29 protein-coding genes are annotated in these 24,865 nt (G+C 69.7%); 19 read left to right on the forward strand and 10 right to left on the reverse strand.

Annotated elements, in window-relative coordinates:
• Window positions 1-16 precede the first annotated feature (16 nt).
• Together H7827_RS10780 and H7827_RS10785 are read right to left on the reverse strand one after the other, a co-directional pair.
• Window positions 17-700, reverse strand: a complete 684-nt coding sequence (locus H7827_RS10780; protein ID WP_386535451.1) for an RNA polymerase sigma factor — start codon at window positions 698-700, stop codon at window positions 17-19.
• Window positions 701-1,097: 397 nt separating this feature from the next.
• A complete protein-coding gene (locus H7827_RS10785; RefSeq protein WP_432744488.1) occupies window positions 1,098-2,699 on the reverse strand; it encodes a beta-N-acetylhexosaminidase in 1,602 nt (533 codons plus the stop codon).
• A 213-nt stretch (window positions 2,700-2,912) separates the two neighbouring features.
• Between H7827_RS10785 and sdhC the strand changes: the two genes are divergently transcribed.
• From sdhC to H7827_RS10805, 4 genes are read left to right on the forward strand one after another with little or no spacing between them, the layout of a single operon-like run.
• Window positions 2,913-3,293 (forward strand): succinate dehydrogenase, cytochrome b556 subunit, encoded by a 381-nt coding sequence (sdhC, locus tag H7827_RS10790; protein ID WP_078635258.1) that lies wholly within the window; start codon window positions 2,913-2,915, stop codon window positions 3,291-3,293.
• A 6-nt stretch (window positions 3,294-3,299) separates the two neighbouring features.
• Window positions 3,300-3,761 (forward strand): succinate dehydrogenase hydrophobic membrane anchor subunit, encoded by a 462-nt coding sequence (locus H7827_RS10795; protein WP_030728806.1) that lies wholly within the window; start codon window positions 3,300-3,302, stop codon window positions 3,759-3,761.
• 22 nt (window positions 3,762-3,783) lie between these two features.
• A complete protein-coding gene (gene sdhA / locus H7827_RS10800) occupies window positions 3,784-5,538 on the forward strand; it encodes a succinate dehydrogenase flavoprotein subunit (protein ID WP_432744493.1) in 1,755 nt (584 codons plus the stop codon).
• On the forward strand, window positions 5,538-6,317 hold the full coding sequence (locus H7827_RS10805; protein ID WP_200365040.1) for a succinate dehydrogenase iron-sulfur subunit: 780 nt from the start codon (window positions 5,538-5,540) through the stop codon (window positions 6,315-6,317). The genes sdhA and H7827_RS10805 overlap by 1 nt, the downstream gene beginning before the upstream one ends.
• Window positions 6,318-6,456: 139 nt before the next feature.
• On the opposite strand, the gene H7827_RS10810 is transcribed toward H7827_RS10805, so the two are convergent.
• On the reverse strand, window positions 6,457-6,807 hold the full coding sequence (locus H7827_RS10810; protein WP_432744496.1) for a hypothetical protein: 351 nt from the start codon (window positions 6,805-6,807) through the stop codon (window positions 6,457-6,459).
• The gene (locus tag H7827_RS10815; protein WP_432744498.1) at window positions 6,804-7,220 is read right to left on the reverse strand and encodes an ATP-binding protein; all 417 of its coding nucleotides are present in this window, start codon (window positions 7,218-7,220) and stop codon (window positions 6,804-6,806) included. The genes H7827_RS10810 and H7827_RS10815 overlap by 4 nt, the downstream gene beginning before the upstream one ends.
• A gap of 184 nt (window positions 7,221-7,404) precedes the next feature.
• Between H7827_RS10815 and H7827_RS10820 the strand changes: the two genes are divergently transcribed.
• The 10 genes from H7827_RS10820 to H7827_RS10865 all read left to right on the forward strand — a co-directional run bounded on the left by H7827_RS10820 (window position 7,405) and on the right by H7827_RS10865 (window position 13,937).
• On the forward strand, window positions 7,405-8,238 hold the full coding sequence (locus tag H7827_RS10820) for a helix-turn-helix domain-containing protein (protein ID WP_432744500.1): 834 nt from the start codon (window positions 7,405-7,407) through the stop codon (window positions 8,236-8,238).
• Window positions 8,235-8,438 carry a DUF397 domain-containing protein gene (locus tag H7827_RS10825; protein WP_432744502.1) on the forward strand — a complete coding sequence of 68 codons (204 nt, stop codon included), beginning with the start codon at window positions 8,235-8,237 and terminating at the stop codon, window positions 8,436-8,438. The genes H7827_RS10820 and H7827_RS10825 overlap by 4 nt, the downstream gene beginning before the upstream one ends.
• A gap of 12 nt (window positions 8,439-8,450) precedes the next feature.
• The gene (locus H7827_RS10830; protein ID WP_432744504.1) at window positions 8,451-8,633 is read left to right on the forward strand and encodes a DUF397 domain-containing protein; all 183 of its coding nucleotides are present in this window, start codon (window positions 8,451-8,453) and stop codon (window positions 8,631-8,633) included.
• Between the two features lie 204 nt (window positions 8,634-8,837).
• A complete protein-coding gene (locus tag H7827_RS10835) occupies window positions 8,838-9,080 on the forward strand; it encodes a hypothetical protein (RefSeq protein WP_200365051.1) in 243 nt (80 codons plus the stop codon).
• Window positions 9,052-9,573 (forward strand): DUF6879 family protein, encoded by a 522-nt coding sequence (locus H7827_RS10840; protein WP_432744507.1) that lies wholly within the window; start codon window positions 9,052-9,054, stop codon window positions 9,571-9,573. The genes H7827_RS10835 and H7827_RS10840 overlap by 29 nt, the downstream gene beginning before the upstream one ends.
• A 17-nt stretch (window positions 9,574-9,590) precedes the next feature.
• Window positions 9,591-10,442, forward strand: a complete 852-nt coding sequence (locus tag H7827_RS10845; RefSeq protein WP_432744509.1) for a helix-turn-helix domain-containing protein — start codon at window positions 9,591-9,593, stop codon at window positions 10,440-10,442.
• A 243-nt stretch (window positions 10,443-10,685) separates the two neighbouring features.
• A complete protein-coding gene (locus tag H7827_RS10850; protein ID WP_432744512.1) occupies window positions 10,686-10,865 on the forward strand; it encodes a hypothetical protein in 180 nt (59 codons plus the stop codon).
• A 103-nt stretch (window positions 10,866-10,968) separates the two neighbouring features.
• The gene (locus H7827_RS10855; protein WP_432744514.1) at window positions 10,969-11,511 is read left to right on the forward strand and encodes a class IV adenylate cyclase; all 543 of its coding nucleotides are present in this window, start codon (window positions 10,969-10,971) and stop codon (window positions 11,509-11,511) included.
• Window positions 11,512-11,521: 10 nt separating this feature from the next.
• Window positions 11,522-12,643 (forward strand): radical SAM protein, encoded by a 1,122-nt coding sequence (locus tag H7827_RS10860; protein WP_432744516.1) that lies wholly within the window; start codon window positions 11,522-11,524, stop codon window positions 12,641-12,643.
• Window positions 12,644-12,728: 85 nt separating this feature from the next.
• Window positions 12,729-13,937: a methyltransferase domain-containing protein gene (locus H7827_RS10865; protein WP_432744518.1), complete on the forward strand. Its 1,209-nt coding sequence runs from the start codon at window positions 12,729-12,731 to the stop codon at window positions 13,935-13,937.
• A 64-nt stretch (window positions 13,938-14,001) separates the two neighbouring features.
• On the opposite strand, the gene H7827_RS10870 is transcribed toward H7827_RS10865, so the two are convergent.
• Entirely contained in the window at window positions 14,002-14,589 is a 588-nt protein-coding gene (locus tag H7827_RS10870; RefSeq protein WP_432744521.1) for a TetR/AcrR family transcriptional regulator, read from the reverse strand.
• A gap of 72 nt (window positions 14,590-14,661) precedes the next feature.
• Here H7827_RS10870 and H7827_RS10875 point away from each other — a divergent pair, with 72 nt between their 5' ends.
• Genes H7827_RS10875 through H7827_RS10885 form a run of 3 tightly spaced genes read left to right on the forward strand, consistent with a single transcriptional unit; the run spans window position 14,662 to window position 16,648 of the window.
• The gene (locus H7827_RS10875; protein WP_432744523.1) at window positions 14,662-15,465 is read left to right on the forward strand and encodes an SDR family NAD(P)-dependent oxidoreductase; all 804 of its coding nucleotides are present in this window, start codon (window positions 14,662-14,664) and stop codon (window positions 15,463-15,465) included.
• Between the two features lie 10 nt (window positions 15,466-15,475).
• Window positions 15,476-16,306 carry a M55 family metallopeptidase gene (locus tag H7827_RS10880; protein ID WP_432744525.1) on the forward strand — a complete coding sequence of 277 codons (831 nt, stop codon included), beginning with the start codon at window positions 15,476-15,478 and terminating at the stop codon, window positions 16,304-16,306.
• Between the two features lie 9 nt (window positions 16,307-16,315).
• Window positions 16,316-16,648 carry a hypothetical protein gene (locus H7827_RS10885; RefSeq protein WP_432744526.1) on the forward strand — a complete coding sequence of 111 codons (333 nt, stop codon included), beginning with the start codon at window positions 16,316-16,318 and terminating at the stop codon, window positions 16,646-16,648.
• A gap of 441 nt (window positions 16,649-17,089) precedes the next feature.
• On the opposite strand, the gene H7827_RS10890 is transcribed toward H7827_RS10885, so the two are convergent.
• The 3 genes from H7827_RS10890 to H7827_RS10900 form a co-directional block, all read right to left on the reverse strand.
• Entirely contained in the window at window positions 17,090-17,533 is a 444-nt protein-coding gene (locus tag H7827_RS10890; protein WP_432744528.1) for a hypothetical protein, read from the reverse strand.
• Between the two features lie 785 nt (window positions 17,534-18,318).
• Window positions 18,319-18,960, reverse strand: a complete 642-nt coding sequence (locus tag H7827_RS10895) for a response regulator (RefSeq protein WP_432744530.1) — start codon at window positions 18,958-18,960, stop codon at window positions 18,319-18,321.
• On the reverse strand, window positions 18,957-20,069 hold the full coding sequence (locus H7827_RS10900; RefSeq protein ID WP_432744532.1) for a sensor histidine kinase: 1,113 nt from the start codon (window positions 20,067-20,069) through the stop codon (window positions 18,957-18,959). Before H7827_RS10900 ends, H7827_RS10895 begins: the two co-directional genes overlap by 4 nt.
• 119 nt (window positions 20,070-20,188) lie before the next feature.
• Between H7827_RS10900 and H7827_RS10905 the strand changes: the two genes are divergently transcribed.
• Window positions 20,189-21,910, forward strand: a complete 1,722-nt coding sequence (locus tag H7827_RS10905) for a protein-arginine deiminase family protein (RefSeq protein WP_432744534.1) — start codon at window positions 20,189-20,191, stop codon at window positions 21,908-21,910.
• 69 nt (window positions 21,911-21,979) lie between these two features.
• Here the strand turns inward: H7827_RS10905 and H7827_RS10910 are convergent, their stop codons facing one another.
• Window positions 21,980-22,627: a dihydrofolate reductase family protein gene (locus H7827_RS10910; RefSeq protein ID WP_432744536.1), complete on the reverse strand. Its 648-nt coding sequence runs from the start codon at window positions 22,625-22,627 to the stop codon at window positions 21,980-21,982.
• Window positions 22,628-22,824: 197 nt separating this feature from the next.
• Between H7827_RS10910 and H7827_RS10915 the strand changes: the two genes are divergently transcribed.
• Entirely contained in the window at window positions 22,825-23,562 is a 738-nt protein-coding gene (locus H7827_RS10915; protein WP_432744538.1) for a GNAT family N-acetyltransferase, read from the forward strand.
• A 65-nt stretch (window positions 23,563-23,627) separates the two neighbouring features.
• Here the strand turns inward: H7827_RS10915 and H7827_RS10920 are convergent, their stop codons facing one another.
• A complete protein-coding gene (locus H7827_RS10920) occupies window positions 23,628-24,857 on the reverse strand; it encodes an RNA polymerase sigma factor (RefSeq protein ID WP_432744541.1) in 1,230 nt (409 codons plus the stop codon).
• Window positions 24,858-24,865 lie beyond the last annotated feature (8 nt).

Here is a 24,865-nt window from a genome sequence, read left to right on the forward strand (position 1 = left end):
CCAGTCGGCCTGCCTCTTACTGCGCCGCGCGCCCGGATTTCGTTACCGGGGCCGGAACGGCGGGTGTCCCGGAGGCCGCCGAGGACGCTCCCCTGGCGTTCTGAACAGCCGGGGAGGCGGGCAGCGCCGCGCCCGCCGGCTCGTGCTCGGGCCGCTCGGCGACCAGTTGGGCGAGCCGGCGCAGCCCCCGGTGGGTGGCGGTGCGCACCGCGCCGGGGCGGCAGCCCAGCACGACGGCGGCCCGCTTGGCGTCCAGGCCCAGCATGGCGCGCAGCACGACGGCGCCCGCCTGCTCCCTGGGGAGGGTGGCGACCAGGTCGAAGACGCGGGAGGTGGCGACGGCCTCCATGGCGGCCTCGGCGGTGTCCACCCCGGCCGGCAGTTCGATCAGTCCGGCGTCCTCCACCCCGCACTCCTGGGGGCGCCGCCCGCGTGCCCGCAGGTGGTCCAGGGCGCGGTTGCGCGCGATCCGGTGGGTCCAGCCGCGGAACCGGTCGGCGTCGCCGCTGAAGCGCGACAGGTCCCGGGATATGTGCAGCCAGGCCTCGGCGGTCACGTCCTCGGCGTCGGGCCCGGTGACCATGGTGCGCACGTAGCCCAGTAACCGTGGATGGACCGCGTGGAAGACCTGGCGGAAGGCGCTCTCATCACCCTCCTGCGCGGCCTGCACCGCGGCGGTGAGCCGGCGGTCGGCCACCACCGCGCGGTCGGGTCGCCGCCGTGGTTCCCCCACCTGCTCGTGAACCTGGTCCTGCGAGTGAACCTGCGCCTGCACTCCGGCCCCCCTTAGCGGCCTCCACGCCGCACTCTTCGCCGTTCTGTTTCCAGAGCTGGTAACTGTGCGCTGTGGATACCGAACGCTACGCTTCCCGTGCTACTCAGTCCATGGCGCATCTGTACGTATCCACCCGGTAACAGAAACCGGCCTTTGCACGCTGTACGAGGTGCGGACCCGAGCCCCGCCAGGCGTGGGTCCGCCGCGGCAGCCGGGGCCTCTCCTGTGGGGGGTGGCGGCCCTGGCTGCCATCGGCGCCCCGGACGGTCCGCCCGGCACGCCGACCATGATCATTTTCTGTGGGCCCGAGACTAGCCCACCCTCATCCGACGTTATCCACCCGCTGGGTGAACTCCGCCCAGGTGCCGCTGGGTTCCCCGGCGTGCCAGGTCTTCTGCGCCATGGCGGCCAGCGGGAGCCGGATGCCCTCGGCGACCTGCTCGGGGGTCTGGGCGTCGGCGAGGTCGCACCAGATCGCGAAGCGGGCGCCGAGCACGTTCTCCGGGCCGCCCTCGCCCTGGGGCAGCGCGGTGGAGCCGCGCACCACGTCGGGCGTCCACTCGTTGTAGATGGCCTCACCCGTGGGGTAGGTGAACTCGTTGGGCTCGCCGAGCACGTAGTAGAGATAGGCCGAGTTGAGGTTGATCAGCGGGAAGCCCTGGTCGAGGTACTCCTGCGGCTCGCGGGCGCCGATCTCGCGGCCGGTCCAGTACGTGACCTGCCGGTCCTCGCTGGGCTGCACCTTGCCGCCGGCGTGCATGCCGTCGTTCCACACCTGCGGGGTCTTGCCCAGCTCGCGGGCGGTCGCGGCGCGGTCGTTGATCCAGCCGGTGGCCAGGTCCCGTACGGTCGCCCCGGCCCCGTACTGCTCCTCGGCGGCCCGGGCCAGGTTCGGATAGGTGGCCTCGGGGTCGGAGGCGTACAGCGCCGGGTACTCGTCGCCGCCGACGTGGAAGTACGCGCCGGGGAAGAGCGGGGCGTACTCGCGCAGCAGATCGTCGATGAGGGCGGCGGAGTCGGGGTTGGAGATGTCGATGGCGCCCTCGGAGACCGAGCCGTCCGCCCGCTTGAGCTGGAGGTCGGGGTTGGCGTCGAGCACCGCGCCCAGGTGTCCGGGCGAGTCGATCTCGGGGATGACGGTGATGTGCAGGGACTCGGCCAGCTCGACGATCGAGGTGACCTCGTCCTTGGTGAGGTGCTCCTGCGAGACGATCTCGGGGTGGCTCTCGCTCTCGATGCGGAAGCCCTGGTCGTCGCTGAAGTGCAGGTGGAACTCGTTGAGCTTGAGGTCGGCCAGCTCGTGCAGCCGCTCCTCGATCCACTCGGCCGAGTAGAACTTGCGGGCCGTGTCCAGCATCAGGCCGCGCTGCTCGCGGTCGGGGGCGTCCTGGACGGAGCCCTCGGGGACGCCGCCGTCCGCGCGCACGGACTGCACGAGGGTGCGGGTGCCGTAGAAGGCGCCGGCCCCGGTCTCGGCGGTGATCGTGACCTGGTGGTCACGGGTGGTGAGGGAATATCCCTCGGGGCCCGTTCCTGCGTTCGGGTCAATCGTGAGCAGGACGTCCGAGGCGCGGGCGCCGTCGTCGGCGCGGTCCACGGAGAGCTCGTCGGCCAGCCGGTCGGCGGCGCCGGTGGCGTCCGAGCCGGACTCGGTGACCACCCGGGTGGTGTCGGAGGGGGCCCAGCCGGGGCCGTCGGCCGGCTCCCAGGTGGTGACCTGGGGGACGGTCTGGAGGTCACCGGTGGGGCCGTCGGCCAGTACGGGGTCGGGCAGATTCGCCGCGGGGGAGGTCTGGGTGGGGTCCGGATGGTCCGAGGCGGTGTCGCCGCCGTCGGACCGCTGAGTGACGACAAGTGCCGTCGCGGTGGCTATCAGCCCCACGACGGCGACAATCGCCCATATCCGCCATACCGTGCTTTTCATACTCACGACGGTAACCGGATCAGCGGATGGCTCACGCGAAAGGATGAGATCCATGCGCGATTGATCACACCCTAGACCCCGCGTCCAACACGGGGTCCCCCCGTCGATAGCATGGCGGGCGGCCGGTGGACCGTACCCGGCCGGGCCCGACGGAGACCCTTCGACAGACAGGAGTGCCGCCGCAGGCCCCGAATCGCTTCGGAGGGTTCTTCCGTGCCGGCAGGAACGCTGTACCGCGGCCGGGAAGGCATGTGGTCATGGGTGGCTCATCGAGTCACCGGTGTCCTGGTGTTCTTCTTCCTGTTCGTTCATGTCCTCGACACCGCACTCGTGCGCGTCTCCCCCGACGCCTACGACGACACCATCGCCGTGTACAAGACGCCGCTCGTCGCGTTCATGGAATACGGACTGGTCGCCGCCGTCCTCTTCCATGCGCTCAACGGCCTGCGCGTCATCGCCGTCGACTTCTGGAACAAGGGCGCCCGCTACCAGAAGCACATGCTGTATTCCGTGGTGGGCGTCTGGGTCGTGCTGATGGCTGGGGCCGCGTACCCCGTCCTCTCGCACGCCTTCCGTGAGCTGTTCGGGAGCTGATGCACGATGTCTTCCACTGATTCCATCACCGTGGACGAGGGGTACGACGCCGACCACCCCGCCCCGGTCATCGAGCCGCCCCGGGCCCGTACCGGCAAGACGCCCAAGGCCACCCGCACCAACTTCGAGCTGTACGGCTGGCTGTTCATGCGCCTGTCCGGCATCCTGCTCGTCGTCCTGGTCCTGGGCCACCTGCTGATCCAGCTGGTGCTGGACGGCGGCGTCTCCAAGGTCAGCTTCGCCTTCGTGGCCGGCCGCTGGGCCTCCCCGTTCTGGCAGGCGTGGGACCTGATCATGCTGTGGCTCGCCATGCTCCACGGCGCCAACGGGCTGCGGACGATCATCAACGACTACGCGCAGCGGGACAACACCCGTTTCTGGCTGAAGATGCTGCTCTACACGGCGACCATCTTCACCGTCCTGCTGGGCACGCTGGTGATCTTCACCTTCGACCCGAACATCACCTGACCGCACCGGGGCTGACGAACACATGCAGATCCACAAGTACGACACCGTCATCGTCGGTGCGGGCGGCGCCGGGATGCGCGCGGCCATCGAGGCCACCAAGCGCAGCCGTACCGCCGTACTGACCAAGCTCTACCCCACCCGCTCCCACACCGGCGCGGCACAGGGCGGCATGGCCGCCGCCCTCGCCAACGTCGAGGAGGACAACTGGGAGTGGCACACCTTCGACACCATCAAGGGCGGCGACTACCTGGTCGACCAGGACGCCGCCGAGATCCTGGCGAAGGAGGCCATCGACTCCGTCCTCGACCTGGAGAAGATGGGCCTGCCGTTCAACCGCACCCCCGAGGGCCGCATCGACCAGCGGCGCTTCGGCGGGCACAGCCGCAACCACGGTGAGGCGCCGGTGCGCCGCTCCTGCTACGCGGCCGACCGCACCGGGCACATGATCCTCCAGACGCTGTACCAGAACTGCGTCAAGGAGGGCGTGGAGTTCTACAACGAGTTCTACGTCCTGGACCTGCTGCTCACCGAGGTCGACGGGGTCAAGAAGACCGCCGGCGTCGTCGCCTACGAGCTGGCCACCGGCGAGCTGCACGTCTTCCAGGCGAAGGCCGTCGTCTTCGCCTCGGGCGGCAACGGCAAGTTCTACAAGGTGTCCTCCAACGCCCACACCCTGACCGGCGACGGCCAGGCGGCGGCGTGGCGGCGCGGGCTGCCGCTGGAGGACATGGAGTTCTTCCAGTTCCACCCGACCGGCATCTGGAAGATGGGCATCCTGCTCACCGAGGGCGCGCGCGGCGAGGGCGGCATCCTGCGGAACAAGGACGGTGAGCGCTTCATGGAGAAGTACGCGCCCGTCATGAAGGACCTGGCGTCGCGTGACGTCGTCTCCCGCTCGATCTACACCGAGATCCGGGAAGGCCGCGGCTGCGGCCCCGAGGGCGACCACGTCTACCTGGACCTCACCCACCTGCCGCCGGAGCAGCTGGACGCGAAGCTGCCGGACATCACCGAGTTCGCGCGCACCTACCTGGGCATCGAGCCGTACACCGACCCGATCCCGATCCAGCCGACCGCGCACTACGCGATGGGTGGCATCCCCACCAACATCGCGGGCGAGGTCCTGGCGAACAACACGGACGTCGTCCCCGGCCTGTACGCGGCGGGCGAGGTCGCCTGCGTGTCGGTCCACGGCGCGAACCGGCTTGGCACCAACTCGCTGCTGGACATCAACGTCTTCGGCCGCCGGGCCGGCATCGCCGCGGCGGAGTACGCGGCCACCGCCGACTTCGTCGACCTGCCGGAGAACCCCGAGCAGTTCGTGTCCACCGAGGTGGAGCGGATGCGGGAGTCCACCGGCACCGAGCGGGTGCACGACATCCGCCGCGAGCTGCAGGAGACCATGGACAAGAACGCCATGGTCTTCCGCACCGAGAAAACGCTCAAGGAGGCCGTGGACACCATCGCGGCCCTGCGCGAGCGCTACCAGCACGTCTCGGTCCAGGACAAGGGCCGGCGGTTCAACACCGACCTGCTCGAAGCCCTGGAGCTGGGCAACCTCCTGGAACTGGCCGAGGTCCTGGCCGTCTCCGCGCTGGCCCGCAAGGAGTCCCGCGGCGGCCACTACCGGGAGGACTATCCCGACCGCGACGACGTCAACTTCATGCGGCACACCATGGCTTACCGCGAGGTCGACGCCGAGGGCAACGAGTCGATCCGGCTGGACTACAAGCCGGTCGTCGTCACCCGCTACCAGCCGATGGAGCGTAAGTACTGATGGCCACCCCGACACTGGACAAGGTGTCCTCCCCCGGGCAGGACTCCAGCCACCTCGTCACCGTCACCTTCCGGATCCGCCGGTTCAACCCGGAGGTCTCGGCCGAGGCGAGCTGGCAGGACTTCGAGATCCGCATCGATCCGAAGGAGCGCGTCCTGGACGCCCTCCACCAGATCAAGTGGGAGAACGACGGCACCCTGACGTTCCGCCGCTCGTGCGCCCACGGCATCTGCGGCTCGGACGCGATGCGCATCAACGGCCGCAACCGGCTGGCCTGCAAGACCCTGATCAAGGACATCACCGAGATCAAGGACGGCGTGGCCACCAAGCCGATCCTGGTCGAGGCGATAAAGGGTCTGACGGTCCTGAAGGACCTCGTGGTCGACATGGACCCGTTCTTCCAGGCGTACCGCGACGTGATGCCGTTCCTCATCACCAAGGGGAACGAGCCCACCCGCGAGCGGCTCCAGTCCGCCGAGGACCGCGAGCGGTTCGACGACACCACCAAGTGCATCCTGTGCGCCGCGTGCACCTCCTCGTGCCCGGTGTTCTGGAACGACGGCCAGTACTTCGGCCCGGCGGCGATCGTCAACGCGCACCGCTTCATCTTCGACTCCCGGGACGAGGGCGGCGAGCAGCGCCTGGAGATCCTCAACGACCGCGACGGTGTGTGGCGTTGCCGCACCACCTTCAACTGCACGGACGCCTGCCCGCGCGGTATCGAGGTCACCAAGGCCATCCAGGAAGTGAAGAAGGCTCTGATCACCCGCCGCTTCTGAGCGGGACGGCAGAGCCGTTCGACCGTGACGGGCCGGGCCCGGCATCCACACCCTGTGGACGCCGGGCCCGGCCCGTCTCACACCCCGGCCCACCGGCCGCGTACGGCGAGCGCCCGCTGAATCTGCGGCGCCGGCCGCCTCACCGCGCCCCCAGCCATAACCCGGCGGCGACACCGCTGAGCGACAGCACACCGGCGATGGTCACGGCCGCGACCGCGTTGACGGCGGTCTCGTACCCCCGCGCGAACGTCGAGGCCCCGTGCGTGCTCGCGGTCGGTTCACGCGGCCCGGGCTCGGCCCCCCGCACCCACCGCGCCAGCCGCACGGCACACGGCTCGCAGGCGTGGAACGGCCGGCTGCGCCCGAACCCGACCACCGGGCCCAGCCACATCACCAGCACCCGGGTGCGCCCGCACATCAGGCACTCCCCCTCCTCCGCCCAACCGGAGATCGCGTCGGTCTGCACCCACACCTGCGTCGACACGTTCACAGCGCGCACCGGAACCAGACGATCTTGCCCGCGCACCGGACGGTCCGCTCACACCCGAACGCGCACGCCATCTCCCGCAGCATCCACAACCCACGCCCACTTTCGGCGTCCCAGGCGGGCGCCCGATGCCCCAGCACCGGCAACCGCACCGACCGGTCGAAGACCTGCACCGTCACCTCTACTCCGATCCGCGTCATCCGCAGATAGCAGCGCGGGTTCTCGACATGCTTCGCCACATTGCCGAGCAACTCGCTGACCCCCAACCGCACCAGATCGACGGCGTCCCGAGAGCCACCCCACCCCCGGGCCACCTCCCCAGCGACGGCCCGCCACCGCTCCACCTCCACCGCGCAGGCGATTAACGAGCACCCGTACACGTTCTTTCGGTAACCGACCTGCACCGGATTCCTCATCACACCTCCAGAGCGGGGGAAGGGCGGCGCGTTCAACGCCCGCGCCGACATCACAGCGCGCCATGCATCGAATGCGCACCGTCGCGGCTCAGCATGCCCGCATTGCAGCCTTGAGTGCAACACCACATCACCATGCAATTGCATCTTGGTGTGACGATGCCTCAACTGGTGGCACACTGCTGCCGTGACAACATCCAGCCCTGTGGTGCGGCGACGACGCCTCGGCCTCGAACTGAAGCGGCTCCGGGAGGGAGTCGGCCTCAAGGGGAACGACGCCGCCAAGTCCCTGAAGTGGTCAGCCTCCAAACTGTCCCGCCTCGAAGCGGGTCGCTCGACACCCACGCCGGCCGACGTGACCAAGCTCCTGGACCTCTACCAGCTGAACGACGAGGCGCAGCGGGAGAAGCTGGCGATACTCACGAAGGAAGCGCGGAAGAAGGGATGGTGGCAGCTCTACAGCGACATCCCCTACACCACCTTCATCGGCTTGGAGGCCGAGGCGGAGACCATCCTCACCTACGAAACGGTGATCCCCGGACTCCTTCAGACCAGCCAGTACGCCGAAGCCATCAACCGCGCGACCGGCCCCGGGCTCACCGACGAGGCACTGGAACAGCGTCTCGATGTCCGGATGCAGCGGCAACAGTTGCTCACCCAGCACAACCCCATCCAGCTTCGCGCCGTTCTGGACGAATCAGCGCTGTGCCGCATGGTGGGCGGTCCCGAGGTCATGCGCGCCCAACTCGCCCACCTCCTCGACATGGCCGACAGCCCCAACGTTCTGTTGCAGGCCATCCCCTTCTCCATCGGCGCCCATCCGGGGACACTGGTGGGACCCTTCGTTATCCTGCGGTTCGCGCATCCCGAAGACCCGGACGTCGTCTATGTGGAGGCCAATGCCGATCCCTACGTCGGCAATCTGCAGGAGCACGAGGTGTTGTTCGACAATCTTCGAGCCAACGCCATAAGCGTGCCGCAGACGCTTGAGATGATCAGAAGCAGGATGAGGGAGCTATGAACAGCGAATTGGGCCTCGCGACACATCTCACGCACGCTCAGTGGCGCAAGCCTCGCAGAAGCCAGGCCAACGGGAACTGCGTCGAGGTCGCCGATGGCATACCCGGCATCGTCCCGGTCCGGGACAGCAAGCAGCCCCACCAGGTGCTGCTGATCCCCAGCCCGGCTTGGAAAGCACTCATCAGCCACCTTCGGACCTGATAGGAGCGACTCGTGAACCGGGACCAGCTCAAGCCGGACCGATGGCGCGCGAGCAGCTACAGCGCGGGAAACGGCAACTGCGTCGAGGTCGCGCGCGACGACGCCGGCGCGGTACCTGTCCGGGACGGCAAGCTACCCGATCGGGTGATCCTGATCCCCGCCCCGGCGTGCACCACGTTCCTCACCCGCCTCTAGAACTGACGGCACGCCTCGTCGAGGTCATTTGGCGTGTCTCGGGCCCCAGGGCCCTTCGCAGGTTCGGCTCCACGTCACCAGAGCCATCCGGTGAGCTGGAAGGCCCAGCGCCTTTGTCGCACATCGGGGGCCTCTTGACGCGGCCGGGCAGTCTGTGGACGCTGGTGAGAACTCCATGGAACCGGCAGCAGACCGGAGGAAGTTATGGCACTGCGGTTCATCTCGAAGGATCCCAACACCAATGGCACCCAGTGTCCGACCGTTTGGGTGGACGACGAGGCGGAAGAGATCGTGATTCAGGGCTGGAAGGCTGACGAAGCTCTGCTGGCACGGTGCCGTGGAACGGGTCCGATTCCAGAGACCGAAGCCGTGGTACGGCTTCCGGTGCGGATGGTGCCGGCCCTCAAGGAGGCTTGTGATGTCGCAGACCGACACGGCGTTCGTTGATCTGCTGTCCAACACGCGCCATTCGGCCGTGCACCTGGAACTGCGCGATGCCTACGGAATCGGCGAAGAGACGGTGGAATTCGAGAAGTGGCGTGCGGGCTGGCGGCCGGAAGCGGACCCCCAGTCCTGGTGGAGCGACTTCCACACCTGGGTGCGTGACGCGACCGCCCGAGGTGTCGTGTTGCGTCGCGCACGCATCGTATCGGAGCCCGTGAGCGACTACATCCGCTACGAGCACGGATGCACCTATCAGAACATCGCCGCAGGTGAATCCGTGCGCTGGCTTCCCCGTCGCAGATCATCAGACATCGCGCTGCCGGGCAATGACTTCTGGCTGTTCGATCAGAGCGTCATCATGTGGAACCACTTCACCGGAGACGGAGGCTCTGCGGGACCGGAGCTGGACGAACGACCGGATGTGGCACAGTTCTGTGCGACCGCGTTCGAAGAGGTGTGGCAACGGGCCACACCACACGAGGATTACCACGTCTGACGGCCGAATTACCGGACATGCCCGCGCATCTCTCATCGAGTGTCCAGTCCGCCCGCAAGGCTGTCGCAAGCCAACTGCGGGAGCTTCGGACCGACGCGGGCCTGTCGGGCCAGGCACTTGCCCTCCGTGCCGGCTGGTACAAATCCAAGGTCTCTCGCCTTGAGAACGCCGTGACACCGCCCTCCGCCGACGACATCCGGACGTGGTGCCGGGCATGCGCGGCAGAGGAGCAGGCCACTGATCTGATCGCGGCGGCCCGCTCCGCCGATGACATGTACGTCGAATGGCGGCGGCTGCAACGCACCGGACTCCGGCAGCTACAGGAGTCATACCTGCCGCTGTACGACCGGACGCGGGTGTTCCGGACCTATTGCTCCAACGTGGTCCCGGGAGTGTTGCAGACTCACTCCTACGCCACCGCCCTGCTGCGTTCCATCAGTGCATTCCACAACACGCCGGATGACGTGGACGCCGCCGTCGAGGCCCGGCTTTCCCGCTCCGCCCGCGTCACACGGCAAGGGAATCACCGACTCGCCCTGTTACTGGAGGAGTCGGTGTTGCGCCATCAGGTGGGCGATGCCGAAACGATGGCCGGCCAACTGGGCTATCTGCTCTCAGCCATGGCCTTCCCGTCGATCTCGCTCGGCGTGATTCCCTTCAGCGCGGAACGCCGGATGTGGGTGATCGAGACGTTCACGGTGTATGACGAGGAGCAGGCCGAGACGGAACTGCTGGCGGCTCGGGTGAAGGTCACGGCCCCTACCGAGGTCCGGCAATATCTCAGAGCATTCGCGGAGTTCTCCCGGCTGGCCGTCCACGGTGCCAAGGCGCGAGCGCTGATCACGGCCGCCATCGACTCGATCGAGTGACGGCGTAGAACTCGGTGGAACTCGCTGGGAACCGCGCGCTCTTCTCTCCTAACGTGGCAAAAAGAAGGGCTGCGGACGGATGAACCCGAAGCCTTGATGTCCCCGCTCCGGCCAATGAGAGCCCTCGACAGGTCAAGCAGCCGAAGCGGGTGACCACCGCCGGGCGTCGACGCCCGGCGGTTCGCCGGTCATACCACCGACCATACGACGGTGTGACCTCGGCTGGAAAGAGGATCCGGACAAATGACCACACCCACCGTCGATGCGTACGAGACACGCACGCCCGACTCCGAGGGATGGCTGGGTGTTCCCTTCCGTCACCCCAGGGGGCTCAACCCCGCGCTCCCGGTACCGGCGGCGGAGAACGAGGCCAGCGAGCACGACGGCGGCCCACACGACCTCGTCCCCCAACAGCGGTGGTGAGAACGGCTCGCAAGCGGTGGGCAGAGAGATGGGCCCTCATTGCGGGGTCTCCGTGGTCCCAGAGCAGGACCCGTGGAAAAGCCCGAGCGGAAATGGAGACACCGTGAGCACCACGGAGTACGAGGCCAAGGCACTGGACATCGACGTTCAGGCCATCACCGCACGGATCAGAAATGAAGGTGGCCTGCATGTCGCCGACCGGCTGATGCGGCGGTACGTGTACGACGTCGTGCCGGGAGAACAAGGGCGCTGGGTCAGGCTGCGGGACACAGGAACCGAGGTCACGTTGTGCGTCAAGCAGATCGTTTCCGATGCGATCGACGGCACGCACGAGGAAGAGGTCACGGTCTCCCACTTCGAGGACACACACGCCCTTTTGAAGCTCATGGGCTTCACGGCGAAGGCGTACCAGGAGAACCGGCGCGTCTCATACGTGCTGGACGATGTGCGCCTGGAGATCGACTCGTGGCCGCTCATCCCGCCATACCTGGAAATCGAAGGCGACAGTGTCGAGGACGTCATCTCCACATCGAAGATCCTCGGACTGGACCCGGAGAGCCTGAGTGCAGTGAACACCCTCGGAATTTACGCCCGGCATGGAATCGATCTCACGCAGATCGAAGAACTGCGTTTCCCGCCTCTATGAGAGGTACGCCGTGTATGCGGAAGATCTGACCGGCCTGCCCGTTTCCGTGGTGCCGGATCGTACAGTTCGAGTAAAGGTCATCGACGCTTGCGGGCTGGCCTGCGGATTCTGCCACAACGAGGGAACCCCCGTGGCCGCCGACAATGCCGGCCGCCAACCGGGCGAGTACACCGGTGCTCCTGGCAAGAGCGGACGAGTATCCATCTACCTGCACACCAATGGGGCCTCCTTCTTGCCCGCCAGGATCGAGCCCGGCACTGACTTCGCCCTTGCCCTCGCCGCCCTACGGGGGTCGGTGGAGACCGACGAAGTCCACTTCACCGGTGGGGAGCCGACCCTTCATCCCCGGCTCCCGGACCTGGTGGCCCAGGCGCGTCGGCTGGGGCTGACCGTGGGGTTGACTTCCAATGGCGAGAACGGTGCCGCCGTGCTGAAGGAATGCGCGAAAGCCGGACTCGACCGGGTCAATCTCTCGGTCTTCGGCACCACGGCAGATGAACTGGCCGCTGTCCAGGCACCGCGCATCGGTTCGGTGAAGCTGGCGGAGCGGAAGATCACGGCCTTGCACGCCACCATCGACGCGGCACTGCGCAACGGCGTCAGAGTGTCGGCCAACCTCGTGGTGCCGGATCGCAGCCACGTCCCGCGCGTGCTGCGGGTCATCGAGGATTACGGGCGCGATGTCGCCGTCCGCATGCTGATCAATCTCGAAGACGGGGATGCGTCGCTGGCCGCGATGCGGGAGGTTCTGGATTCCGTCGGAGCGGTACCCGTGCACCGCATCTTCACGGCTGGCACCTCGGACCAGCGAACCCGCTACCGGCTGCCGGATGGCCGCACGTTGTACGCCAAGTCGATCCGTCCCGTACGGCTGCCTCAGACCTGTGAAGGCTGCCGTTTCAACAATGAAACCGATTGCGAGGAGGGCTACTACGGGATCCGGCTCTACCGAGCCCAGCACGGCCCCTTCATGGTCGGGGTGTGCATCCAGCGGATGGATCTGTGCTGCACACTCGGCGAGTTCGTCATGAGCAGGATCCGCGACGAGGTGCGTGCTGTGCGAGAGCAAGAGCTGTCGCGTCTGCGCTCGGAACACCGATCCCGTATACACGAAGACGCCGCCGAGTCGTAGCGGACGCTCTGGGGGTGGGTTGCGACAGATAGGACAAGCCGCGCGAGGCGATGGCGGGGACGCCGAGGGCGATGGAGAAGTGCACGTGAAATCTGATCGAAGGGAGCGCGTCAGTCCCCTTGAAGGACTGACGCGGTTCCTGCTGCGCACGGGTGCGATGGCGCGGGAGTGGGCCGACGCGTTCGAGGCCGTGCCGCGTGAGGTATTTCTGCCCGATCTGATGTGGCCGTACGACATGGACAGCGGCCGGAGCCGGACCGTGGACCGGCGGACGGATCCGGTGGCGTGGGAACGTGCGGCGTACACGAATGTTCCCGTCACCACGCAGTGGGACGACGGGCAGCACCCGGGGCCCGGTCCGGGCCAGGTGCCGACCAGTTCGGCGAGCATGCCGTCCGTCGTGACGCGGATGCTGGGCGATCTCGATGTGTACCCCGGCGCCCGGGTGCTGGAGATCGGCACGGGAACGGGCTGGAACGCCGGGCTGCTGTCCGCGCGGCTGGGCGATCGGAACGTGGTCTCCGTCGAGGTGGACGAGAGGGTGGCGTCTCGGGCGCGGGCGAAGTTGGGCAGTCTCGGACTGTTTCCCGAGGTGGTGTGCGCGGACGGCCGGGACGGCTGGGCGGCGCGGGCGCCGTACGACCGGGTGATCGTCACGGCCGGGGTACGGGAGTTCCCGTCGGCGTGGGTGCGACAGACCCGGCCGGGTGGCCTGATCGTGGCCCCGTGGGGGACGCACTACTGCGACGAGGACGCGTTGGTACGGCTGACCGTAGTCGGGGACGGGACCGCGAGCGGGCCATTTCTACGCCCGCTGGAGTTCATGAAGCTGCGGGCGCAGCGCCTGGACTGGGGGCGGTTCGGCCGGCATGTCCGGGAGTATCCGGGAGACGCGGACGAGTCGGCCACCAGCGTGACCCTCTCCGATCTGGGCGAAGGGCAGCGGTTCCGCGGGGCGCGGTTCGTGCTGGGGCTGTGCGTGCCGGACTGCGCCCATGTGCTGAACGCCGGGGAGGATGGCAAGTCGACACTGTGGTTCTTCGACATGACCCAGGGGTCACGGTCGTGGGCGTCCGTCCTTTTCGCGGAGGGGAAGGACGAGGCCACCGTGTATCAGTCCGGGCCACGCCGACTGTGGGACGAGGTGGCGCGGGCGCTGGAATGGTGGCGGGGGCAAGGGGCCCCGCGACTGAACTCCTTCGGGCTCACCGTCGCCCGTGACGGAACATGCCGGCCCTGGCTCGGCGAGCCCTCGCATCCGCTGCCGACATTCGGGGCCGGGCTTCGGGATTGACCTGCGGGCGGAGCCGACTCGGAGGGGCCCGTTTCCGCACGCCGAGGCGGGCGCGCTCCGTGCTCTAGGCGCGGAGGGTGGCGACCGCCTCGTCGAAGAAGCGCTCGGGGTCGTCGGCTCCTCCGGAGCGGTACCACGCGTCGACGGCGGCGTCGAGGCAGGCCAGCGCGGCGGCGACGAAGGCCAGGGCGCGCGGATCGGGGGCCGGGGAGTCGGGCAGGCCGAGACGGCGCTGCACCTCGGGAGCGAGCAGTTCCTGCCAGCGCAGGTGCTTCTCCAGGTGCCGGGCGCGCAGGGAGGGCGCCTCGTGGTGGATGCGCGCGAGGATCAGCTGTTCCTCCAGGCTGCCCGCCTTCTGCTGGAGCACCAGGAACGCCTGCTTGATGGCGGTCCATGCCGACTCGTCCGCCGGACGGGCCTCCAGCGCGGCTCGCACCGACTCCCCCAGCGCCTCGGTGTCGCCGAGGACGACATCCTCCTTGCTGCCGAAGTAGTGGAAGAACGAACGGCGGGAAATGCCGACCGCGGCGGTGATCTGGTCGATCGTCGTCGCCTCGAAGCCGTTCTCCGCGAAGAGCCGTACCGCGGTGGCGGTGATTTCCGTACGAGCCGCGCGGCGCGCGCGCTCGCGGAGCGAGGGAGTTTCGGCCATGCACTCAGTCTAAATCTCTGCACTGGATGCATAACCTTGCACTGAGTGCAAGGCATTGCGTACGGTGCAGCCATGACTCCGATCAGCTTCTCCGGTCAGACCACGATCGTCACGGGCGCCAGCTCCGGCATCGGCACCGCCTTCGCCCGCGAACTCGCCCGCCGCGGCTCCGACGTCGTCCTCGTCGCCCGGCGCCTCGACCGCCTGGAAGAACTCGCCTCCGAGCTACGGACACGGCACGGCGTGCGCGCCACCGCGATACCCCTCGACCTCAGTGAGCCGGGCGCGGGCCGGCGCCTGGCCGCCGAACTGGCCCGGCGGGACATCACAGTCGACGGGCTGGTGAACAACGCCGGTTTCGGTACCGACGGCCCCTTCCACAAGGAGGACCCGGACCGGCTCACCGACGAGATGAACGTCAATGTCGCCAACCTCGTGGATCTCACCCGCGCGTTCATCGAACCGCTCCGCGACTCCGGGCGGGGCGTTCTCGTGAATGTCGCGAGCATGGCGGCGTACACCCCCGTTCCCGCGATGGCGGTCTACGCCGCCTGCAAGGCGTTCGTCCTCAGTTTCACCGAGGCGCTGTGGCACGAGTCGCGCGGTACCGGCCTGCGGGTGCTGTCGCTCGCCCCGGGCCTCACCCGCACCGAGTTCTTCGACGGCCTGGGCAGCGGGGCCCACCAGGGCTCTTACCAGACCCCCGAACAGGTGGTCGCGACCGCGATGCGCGCGCTCGACCGCGGCCGGCGACCGAGCGTGCAGTCGGGCCGCCGGAACGCGCTCGTGGTGAGGCTGCCCCGATTCGCCACCCGTCGACGTGCCGTCCTGCTCAGCGGGGCGATTTCGGCCCGGTCCTCCGGGGCGGCGGCGTAAGGTCGGACGGGTGACCAAGGTACTGATCTCTGTGGACATGGAAGGCATCTCCGGGGTCGTGCACCCCACCGAGACGCACCCGGAAGGCTACGACTACACGCGGGCCCGTACGACGATGACGGCCGAGGTCAACGCCGTGATCGACGGGGTGCTGGAGGGGGAGCCCGGGGCCGAGGTCTGGGTGGCCGACGCGCACGGGTCGTTCCGCAATCTGCTGCCGGAGGAGCTCGACCGGCGGGCGCTGCTGGTGCGGGGGAAGCCCCGGCCGTCCGGGATGCTCGGCGGGCTGGACGCGGAGACCGACGCGGTGCTGTTCGTCGGATACCACGGCCGGGCCGGGTCCGGGCCCGCCGTGATCGCGCACACCATGAACGGCATCATTCTGGATGTGCGGGTGGCCGGGCTCTCCCTCGGGGAGATCGGGCTGAACGCCGCCATGGCCGGGCACCTCGGGGTGCCGGTGGTGCTGCTCAGCGGTGACGACGTGGCCTGCGCCGAGGTACGTGAGCTGGTGCCCGAGACGGTCACCGTCGAGGTGAAGCGGGCGCTCGCCCAGGGCGCCGCCGTCGCGCTGCACCCGCAGGAGGCGCGGGACCGGCTGCGGGTCGCCGCCGCGAAGGCCGTGGCGCGGCGGGATGAGGTGACGCCGTTCCGGGTGCGGGGGCCGGTCGATGTCGAGATCGACCTGGGCCTGGCCCACACGGTCGATCTGGCCATGCTGGTGCCGGGCGTCACCCGCGTCGGGGGTGGGCGGACCATCGCGTACTCCGCGTCCGACTTCGCCGAGGCATACCGGCTGGCGCTGCTGATCGCCCAACTCGGCAACATCACCCCCGCGTAGGGTTGCGGAATGACCGCTGACGCCATAGCCGGACTGCGCCAGGTGCACGCCCGGCTGAAGTCCATCGGGCCCGACACCATCCCCCGCCCCCATGAACTGGAGGCGGCGGCCGAGAAGGTCCTCGCCTGCTCCGCAGAGCTGGTCGATGTCGCGGAACCGGAGGAGGTGCGGCGCCTGCTGGCCTACGCCGTGAAGTCGCTCAAGGCAGCGGAGAAAGCGGCCCACGCCCACCACAGTGACCCGGCGGGCCGGCCGCTCGCTCCGGTACGTTTCGCGCTCAAGGCCGGCTCGGCCGACGGCGCACTCGACAGCGCCCTCGAACTGCTCGACCCCGGCAACTAGGTGTGTTGCGACAGTAGATCAAGGTCGCCGGTGATCACGGCCGTGGGACGTGGGGATCTGACGCGTGGGCAATGGGCCCGGCTTGAGCCGTTGTTGCCTGTGGGCAAGAAGCCAGGCCGCCCGCGGACGTGGACACGCGTCGACGGCTGATCGACGGCACCCGGAGGCGCATCCTCGCACAGTTGCAGGCGAGGCCGACGCGAATGGCCTGATCACATGGGATGTGAATGTGGGTTTCGCGATCCCCCGGGCTCACCGGCACACCGCCGGTGCGCGTAAAGCGGCACTGCGGTAGGAACCTCCCGGCGGCGTCGACACCGAACCCGATGCCCATAACCATCCACGTCGCGTACAGCTGAAGGAAGGGGGGGTGCACTCGAGGCGACCGTGTGGCGGTCACATGTCTCGGGTGAGCCGCCTCACGGTCAGAGCTTCAGCCAATCAAACACAGGGCTGGATTTGCTCCTCCCTTTCTCCCTCTGAACAACCGAGATAGAGAAGCTCCTGCGCACTACCGTAGATGGCTACCCGAACCGGGATATCAGCATTCTCTTCCCACTGACTGAAAGCGTCAGCAACGATTCGCGCCTCTTCCGAATCCACGTGATCTGTCAGCACCCAAGCGATTCCTGAACGGTCGCTCCAATCACCGCCGACATTAACGACCCGCCCGTCGACGGCTGCGCGCTGTTCATCCGTTCCCATCAGACTGGCCCACGCCATGAAGCTCTGAGCTTGAGTATGCGCCCATCCCGCACTTGAAACCTCATCATGCGGAAACTTTGATGGCACGGCCTTGTCGCCTTCTGGCGCCACCGAGATGAGCGAACAACCGGCAAGAGAGAGAAAAGCCGCAAAGATGAGCAGATGGCGAAGGCTTTTCATCTCGTCGTGAGCTCCCTTTGCATTCCAATCGAGTCAGCCCTATTGGCCGAATTTTCACCGAGAAGATAACCTGATCTTGGAAAAGTCATCGTAGCAATATCCGGCACCTAGAACCATCCAAGGTCAGGCACGAGGGTCCGCCCATCGCAACTTCCACCCCACCCTGACTCCTCGCCTCACAGGACGAACTGCCTTATCTCGAACATTCCAATCACTGAGGTTCATCGCCCGGACTGGGACCACATGAGCAAACGTCCGCCAGCACTGTCCTTTTTTGCGCTCCAGAGACATATTCACTCCCACGGGCAGCCAGAAGAATCGGCGACCGAAACATCACCTCTGAGTATTTCTCTACCCGGCCCTTCATTTGAGTCGTAGAGGCTGAGGTCACGATCTGCATCCTCGACGCTGTCATACCAACGAGCATCTCCCAAGTCAACCTCGATATATATTGAAGAATCCTGCCATCCATCCGGGGGATTTATTTCCACCCCCCTGTACTGGGCAACCACACCCTCGGGCACTGGCTCCACATGCCGATGCCGCCGCCCGGCAGGGTCGTGACCGCGTATCCGCCGACCCGCAGGAGCGGGAGGGTGGCGGCCAGGTCGCGCTCGGGGATCCCCAGGTGAATGCCCGTCATCGTGCATCAGTCCAGGTGAGGGCGGACCTCGAAGGTGGCGAAGTGTTCGATGACGCCGGCGGTCTCGCGGTCGACCACGGCGTAGGCGTGGTCGAAGTGGAGCAGTTGCACCTCGGCCGCGACAGTCTCAGGAGGTTGCCGGTCAGGTGCCTTCCATCAGCCCCGCGCCCCAGGCCCAGGCGGCGACGCCGACCCGGTTGCGGGCGCCCACTTTGCGCTGGGCCGCCGCCGCGTGGGTCTTGACCGTGCCGAGGCCGATGCTCAGCGCCGCGGCGATCTCGCCGTTGCTCAGTCCCCGGGCGACAAGGCGTACGACCTCGGTCTCGCGGGCGGTCAGCACCGAGGGGTCGGGGCCGGTGGCGGGGCGGGGCGCCGGGAGTCCGCGCAGCAGGCGGGCGGTCAGGGAGGGGCTGATGAGGGTGTCCCCGGCCATCGCCGCGCGGATCGACTCCACCAGCAGGGCCGGCCCCGAACGTTTCAGCAGATAGCCGGCGGCGCCCTCGCGCAGCGCCGGGCCCAGGTAGGCGTCGTCGTCGAACGTGGTCACCACGATCACCCGGTGGCCTTCGGGAGCGAGTCGCCGCACCACCTCCAGCCCGTCCACTCCGGGCATCCGGATGTCGGCCAGCACCACGTCGGGGCGCAGTTCGCGGGCCGCCGCCACGGCGGCGAGCCCGTCCGCCGTCTCCCCCGCCACTCGCATGTCGGGCTGGGCCCCGACGATCATCCGGAACCCGTGCCGTACGAGGTCCTGGTCGTCGGCGATCAGGACGCGGATCGTCACGCGCCACCCCACACGGCCGTGGTGTGCCAGCCGCCGGACGGGGTGGGGCCGGCGGTGAGGCGGGCGTCCTCGGTGGCCAGGCGGCGGCGCAGGGCGGCCAGTCCCGTTCCGGCGCCGGTGGCGGGCGGGGCGACGGCGGCGGGACGGGCGGTGGCGGCGGGCGGGGCGGTGTTGAGGACCCGCACCGTCAGGCCCTCGCCCCCGCGTGCCACCGTCACCCGGACGTCGCCGCAACCGGGCGCGTGGCGGCGTACGTTCGTCAGCGCCTCCGTCACCAGCCGGTGGGCGGAGGGCGGCACGTCACGGACGGCCGGGTCCAGGTCCAGGGTGGCGGAGCCGTACCGCCGGACGGCGGCGGTCAGTTCGGCGAGCACCGCGCCCGGTGCGGTCGGGCCGGAGTCCTCGCCGGCGTCGGTGTCGAGCATGCGGACCGTCTCCTCCAGGGTGTCCATCGCGCGCAGCCCCGCCGCCTCGATGCGGCGCAGCACGCCCATCGCCGCGTCCGGGTCGCCCTCGGCGACGAGTTGGCCGGCCTGGGCCTGCACCAGCATGCCGCTCACCTCATGGGCCACGAAGTCGTGCAGATCGCGGGCGAGCGCGATGCGCTGTGCCCGGCGGGCCTCGCGGACCGCGTGCGCGCGGCGGGCTTCCTGGGCCCGCAGGTGGCGGCCGGCGGCGACGGCGGCACCGGAGGCGGCGGCGGCCAGCAGGCAGATGACGGCCAGTTCGTCTGCGGGCGAGGGAGGTTCGAGGTGGAGGCCGACGCGCAGCGGCAGCGCGGTCAGGGCCAGCACCGGCGGTACGGCGTGGTGGAGGGCGCGGCGGGCCGCCGGCACGGTCAGCGCGAGCAGGGCGGCGGTCTCCAGGAGCCACCAGGGGCCGACCTCGTTGCCCGCCGGGCCGCGGTAGGCGGCGGTCGCGGCCAGCGAGACGGCCGCGACCGCCGGGGTCGCCGAGTGCGGGGACCGGGCCAGGAGGGCGGTGCCGGCCGCGAGCGCCGCTGGGAGCGTGATCAGCGGCCCGGCCGAGGGCAGCGCGAGGAGGGCCGCGACCGTCAACCCGGCCGCGAGCAGCCCCCGTACGCCTTCGCCGACCGTCCACCCGCGCATCGGGCCAGCGTACGGGCGGGGCAGGGGCGCCGCCTCTGCCGAACGGCAGAGGCGCGGGGTGGTGATCTCTGTCCGGTGGCCGATGCGCCGGGCGGCGTCGCTCGCCCAGGGTGGGGATCATGAGACGCACCACAAGGCTGGCCGTGGCCTCGAGCGCGGCTGCCGCCCTCCTGATACCGCTCGCCGGCTGCCAGTCGGCCGGCACCTCCGGTTCCGCCGTGACGCTGACGGCCGACGTTCCGTACGTCATGCCCAACCTTGACGACAGCGCCGGGCGTTGTCCGTCCCTCGGTGAGAACGGGGCCCGGCTCACCGACGACGCGCTGGCGGCCTGCCACGACGCCGCCGACGAGGAGGTGAACGGGGCGCTGGACGCCCTGGACCTGGCCCCGTTGCGGATCGGGGCGCTGCCGGGGCTCGGCGAGGACGCGTACGGGACGGTCCGGGTCGATCCCGCGTCGGCCCCGTACACCCGGCTGTTCGTCCGGGAGGGGACCTCGTACACCGTGCTGCCCGCCGAGGAGCGGCTGAGCGCGGCGCAGTTGCGCGACGGTGTCGAACTCGCCCTGGAGGCCACCGACCTGGTGCGCGACCCGGCGGTGTGGGACGGCGGGATCGAGGTCTCGCTCACCGTCGTGGACGGCGAGCGTAAGGAGCGGGCACACGCCGCGCTGCGGGCCGCGCCGCTGATCCTGACCCACGATCTGCTGCCGGTCGACCGGATGGTGATGAGCGACAACGGGACCACCCCCGAGGACGCCGAACGGCACGGCTACGACCCGGAGTCGCCCGCCGCACCGGTCGAGGACGGCGAGGAGGTCTTCCGGGAGGAGCTGAGCGCCGCGCTGGAGGCGGCCGGGCTGAACGGGCACCTGCTGGAGTACCCGACGGGCGGCGACCGGTGGATGCGGGACCAGTTCATCACCGGCTACTTCGCCGTACCGGACCCGGACGGGGAGGTGCGGCGGATGAACGTGCTGCTGCGCTCGGCCGATGTGATGCCGGAGGGGAGCACCGCCGACTTCCCGCTGCGCGACGCGGGGCGCTCGGCGTACACGGTGCTGGGCGGCTCCGGTACGGCGGTGATCCAGGAGTACGACGCCGGCCGGGTCGGGGACGACGAACGCAGCCAGCTGTGGGGGTCGTTCAGCTCCACCGGCAATTTCCTGGTCACGCCGCCGGACGCGGGGGTGCCGGCGGGCCGGGTGCTGTACGGATCGGACGGCGGGGACGCGGCGCCGGACGCGGACTTCCTGCGGCTGCTGGAGGCGCAGCGCGAGCAGCGTCCGCTGGCCGTGGACACCAGCTGGCTGGGCGTGGGCCACATCGACGAGTTCGTGTCCTTCGTCCCGGCGGACACCGCGCGCGGCTGGGCTGCGCTGGTCGCCGACCCGGAACGCGGTCTCGAACTGACGGGCTCGGAGGACCCGGAGGTCCTGGCGGGGACCCGGATCGCGGCACGGGGCATCGAGGCGGCGCTCGACCTGTTCGAGGACGAACTCGGTCTGACGGACGAGGACATCGTGCGGGTGCCCGCGCTCTTCGAACGGCTGGTGATCCCCGGCTATCCGCGCCAGGACGTCGTCGCCAACGCCCTGCCCGCCGTGGCGAACGGCGTGCAGACCGGGGCCGGCACCTTCCTCGCCCCCGAACCGCACGACGCGGCGTTCAAGGCCGAGACCGAGGCGGTCTTGGCGGCAGCCGGGGCGGGGGAGTTGGCGTGGGTCGAGGGGTGGGACTACGCGCACGCGGTGGGCACGGTGGGCGGCGAGATCCACTGCGTCACCAACGCGTTGCGGGACACGACGGGTGCCGGGCCGTGGTGGGGCGAGGAGGGCTGAGGCATGCGGGGTCGGACCGGGGCGGCCCCGGGAGCGGGGCTGCTCACCGGGGCCGGCGCGGGGGTCCGGTCACTTCCGCCAGAAGAGGTGGTGCGTCATGCCGCTCGGGCTGGGCACGACCTCCAGGTGGTACCGGTCGAGCAGTTCGTCGGGTGACTCCCACAGGCGCAGTCCGGACCCGAGTTCCACCGGTGCGACCGCCACGTGCAGCGTGTCGACGAGGCCGGCGTCCAGGAACTCCCGGACGGTGCTGACCCCGCCGCCGAGCCGGACGTCCTTGCCCTGCGCCGCCTGCCGTGCCTGCTCCAGGGCGGTGGCCGGGTCGGCGTCGACGAAGTGGAAGGTGGTGTCGGAGAGGGTGAACGAAGGACGCGTGTGGTGGGTCAGCACGAACACCGGGGTGTGGAACGGGGGTTCCTCTCCCCACCAGCCGCGCCACTCGTGGTCGGTCCAGGGGCCGCGCTGGGGTCCGAACTTGTTGCGGCCCATGATCTCGGCGCCGATGTTGTGCGAGAAGTCCCGCGTGAAGTAGTCGTCCAGGCCCCTGCTCCCTCCGGGGTCGGTGCGGTTGGGCCAGCTCGCCGTCGCACCGGCCCAGGCGAACAGCTCCGCCGGGTCGACCGCATGGCCGAACGGACGTTCCAGGCTCTGGTCCTCTCCGGCACCGATCCCGTCACGTGAGACGGTGAAGTTCTGGACTCTCAGCAGCTGAGCCATGTGTTCCTCCTGTGTGGTCGAACCCTGATGGTGGGACTTCCCGGGCGGTGCGAACTCATCGCAGCGCCGTCCCCCGGCCGGAATGGAGCCATTCGCCCGCACGGACGGCGGACGGCGGACGGGGACCGGGCGGCCGATGCGACGGACGAACGTCTTCGCTCGCAGGGGTCACGGCCACGCGTGCGAGGATCGGGGGCGTGCCGATCGATCCGCCGCTGCTCACCGCCGCCCGTGCCGTCTGGGAGTCGCTGGCCGGTGTGCCGGTGACGTTCCGCCCCGCCCGGGGGCCGCAGGTGGTGCTCTCGCCCGCGTCGGGCCTGTGCCCGCCCGGATGGGCCGGGGTGGTGGCGGTCGGTGGGGCGGTGATCGCGACCGTTCCGCAGGAGACGTGGGCCGCGCCGGTACGGGACGCCCTCGCTTCGCTGTCCGCCGGGGCGGCCGTCGACCCGGCGGCCGTACGCCGTGTCCTGCCGGTGGCCGAGTTGCTCGGGCCGGCCTCGCTGGCGTATCTGGACGCCGCCCATTTCCGGCCGGTGGACGACGGCGGGCCCGCGGTCGTCCACCTCCCGGCCCGGCACGCCGCGGTGGAGGAGCTGGAGCGGGAGTCCGGTGCGAAGGACGCGGACGAGGCGGACCTGGGACGGATCACCTCGCCCGCGTTCGTCGTGTTCGACGGCGAGGCGGTGGTGGCCGCGGCGGGCTACCGGCGATGGGCCCAGGGCGCCGCGCACATCAGTGTGCTGACCCGGCCCGGCCACCGGGGGCGGGGCCTGGCCGGGGCGACGGGTTCGGCGGCTGTCGCACACGCGCTGGCGGCCGGGCTGCTGCCGCAGTGGCGGGCTCGGGTCCCGGCGTCCCGGCGGGTGGCGGCGGCCCTGGGCTTCGCCGAACTCGGCGCCCAGCTCAGCGTCCGCCTTCGGCGACCGAACCGGTAGCGGGGCAGCCGGCGGGCCCGACAGCGGGCGTGGCAGCAGCCACGAAAGCAGGCGTCGCCGCAGGTCTAACGGTGGGACCGTTCCAGCAGCAGGGCCCGTTCCCGCTCGTTGTGGGTCTGGGACGCGGCGCGGCGGAACTCCTCGCGGGCCTCGGCGTCCCGGCCCAGCCGCGCGAGCAGGTCGCCGCGCACGCTCGGCAGCAAGTGGTAGTCCTTCAGGGCCGGTTCGTCGCGCAGCGCGTCCACCAGGGCGAGACCGGCCGCGGGGCCCTCGGCCATGGAGACGGCCACCGCCCGGTTGAGGGCCACCACCGGGGAGCCGGTGAGGGTCAGCAGCCGCCCGTACAGGGTGGCGATCATCGCCCAGTCGGTGTCCTCGTAGCGGGCCGCCCGGGCGTGGCAGGCGGCGATCGCGGCCTGCAGCGCGTACGGGCCGCCGCCGCCCGCCCGCGCCAGGGCGTCGGCGCCGCGCCGCATGAGGGGCCGGTTCCAGCGGGTGCGGTTCTGGTCGGCGAGCAGTACCGGTGCCCCGTCCGGTCCGGTGCGGGCGGGGATGCGGGAGGCCTGGAACTCCAGCAGCGCGGCCAGGCCGTGCACTTCGGGTTCCCCGGGCATCAGGGCGGCCAGCACCCGCGCCAGCCGCAGCGCGTCCTCGCACAGGGCGGGGCGGACCACGTCGTCCCCGGCGGTGGCCGTGTACCCCTCGTTGAAGATCAGGTAGATGACTTCCAGGACGGAGGACAGCCGGGCGGCGCGGTCCTCGCCGTACGGCACCTCGAAGCCGACGCCGGCCGTCGCGAGGGCGCGTTTGGCGCGCACGATGCGCTGGGCGACGGCGGGTTCGGCGGCCAGCAGGGCGCGGGCGATCTCGGCGGTGGTCAGGCCGCCGAGCAGCCGCAGGGTGAGGGCGGTGCGCGAGGCCGTGGGCAGCACCGGGTGGCAGGCGGTGAAGATCAGGCGCAGCAGATCGTCGTCGATGTTCTCCGGGTCGGGCGGGTCCGGGGCCGGGGTGGTGTCCTCCAGCGACCGGCCGACCTCGGCGAGCTTGCGCGCGTACGTCTCCTTGCGGCGTACCAGGTCGATGGCCCGGCGCCGGGCGGTGGCCGTGAGCCAGGCGCCCGGCTTGTCCGGGACACCCGACTCCGGCCACTGTTCGAGGGCGGCGACCAGCGCGTCCTGCGCGATCTCCTCGGCGATGCCCACATCGCGCACGATGCGGGCGGCGGCGGCGATGACCCGGGGGGACTCGATCCGGTAGGCCGCCTCGATGGTGGCCGTCACGCGTGGTTCCGTCACGGCCACCC

Origin of the sequence: Streptomyces sp. JH002, from assembly GCF_050916115.1 — a bacterium.
GTDB classification, from domain to species: domain Bacteria; phylum Actinomycetota; class Actinomycetes; order Streptomycetales; family Streptomycetaceae; genus Streptomyces; species Streptomyces xiamenensis.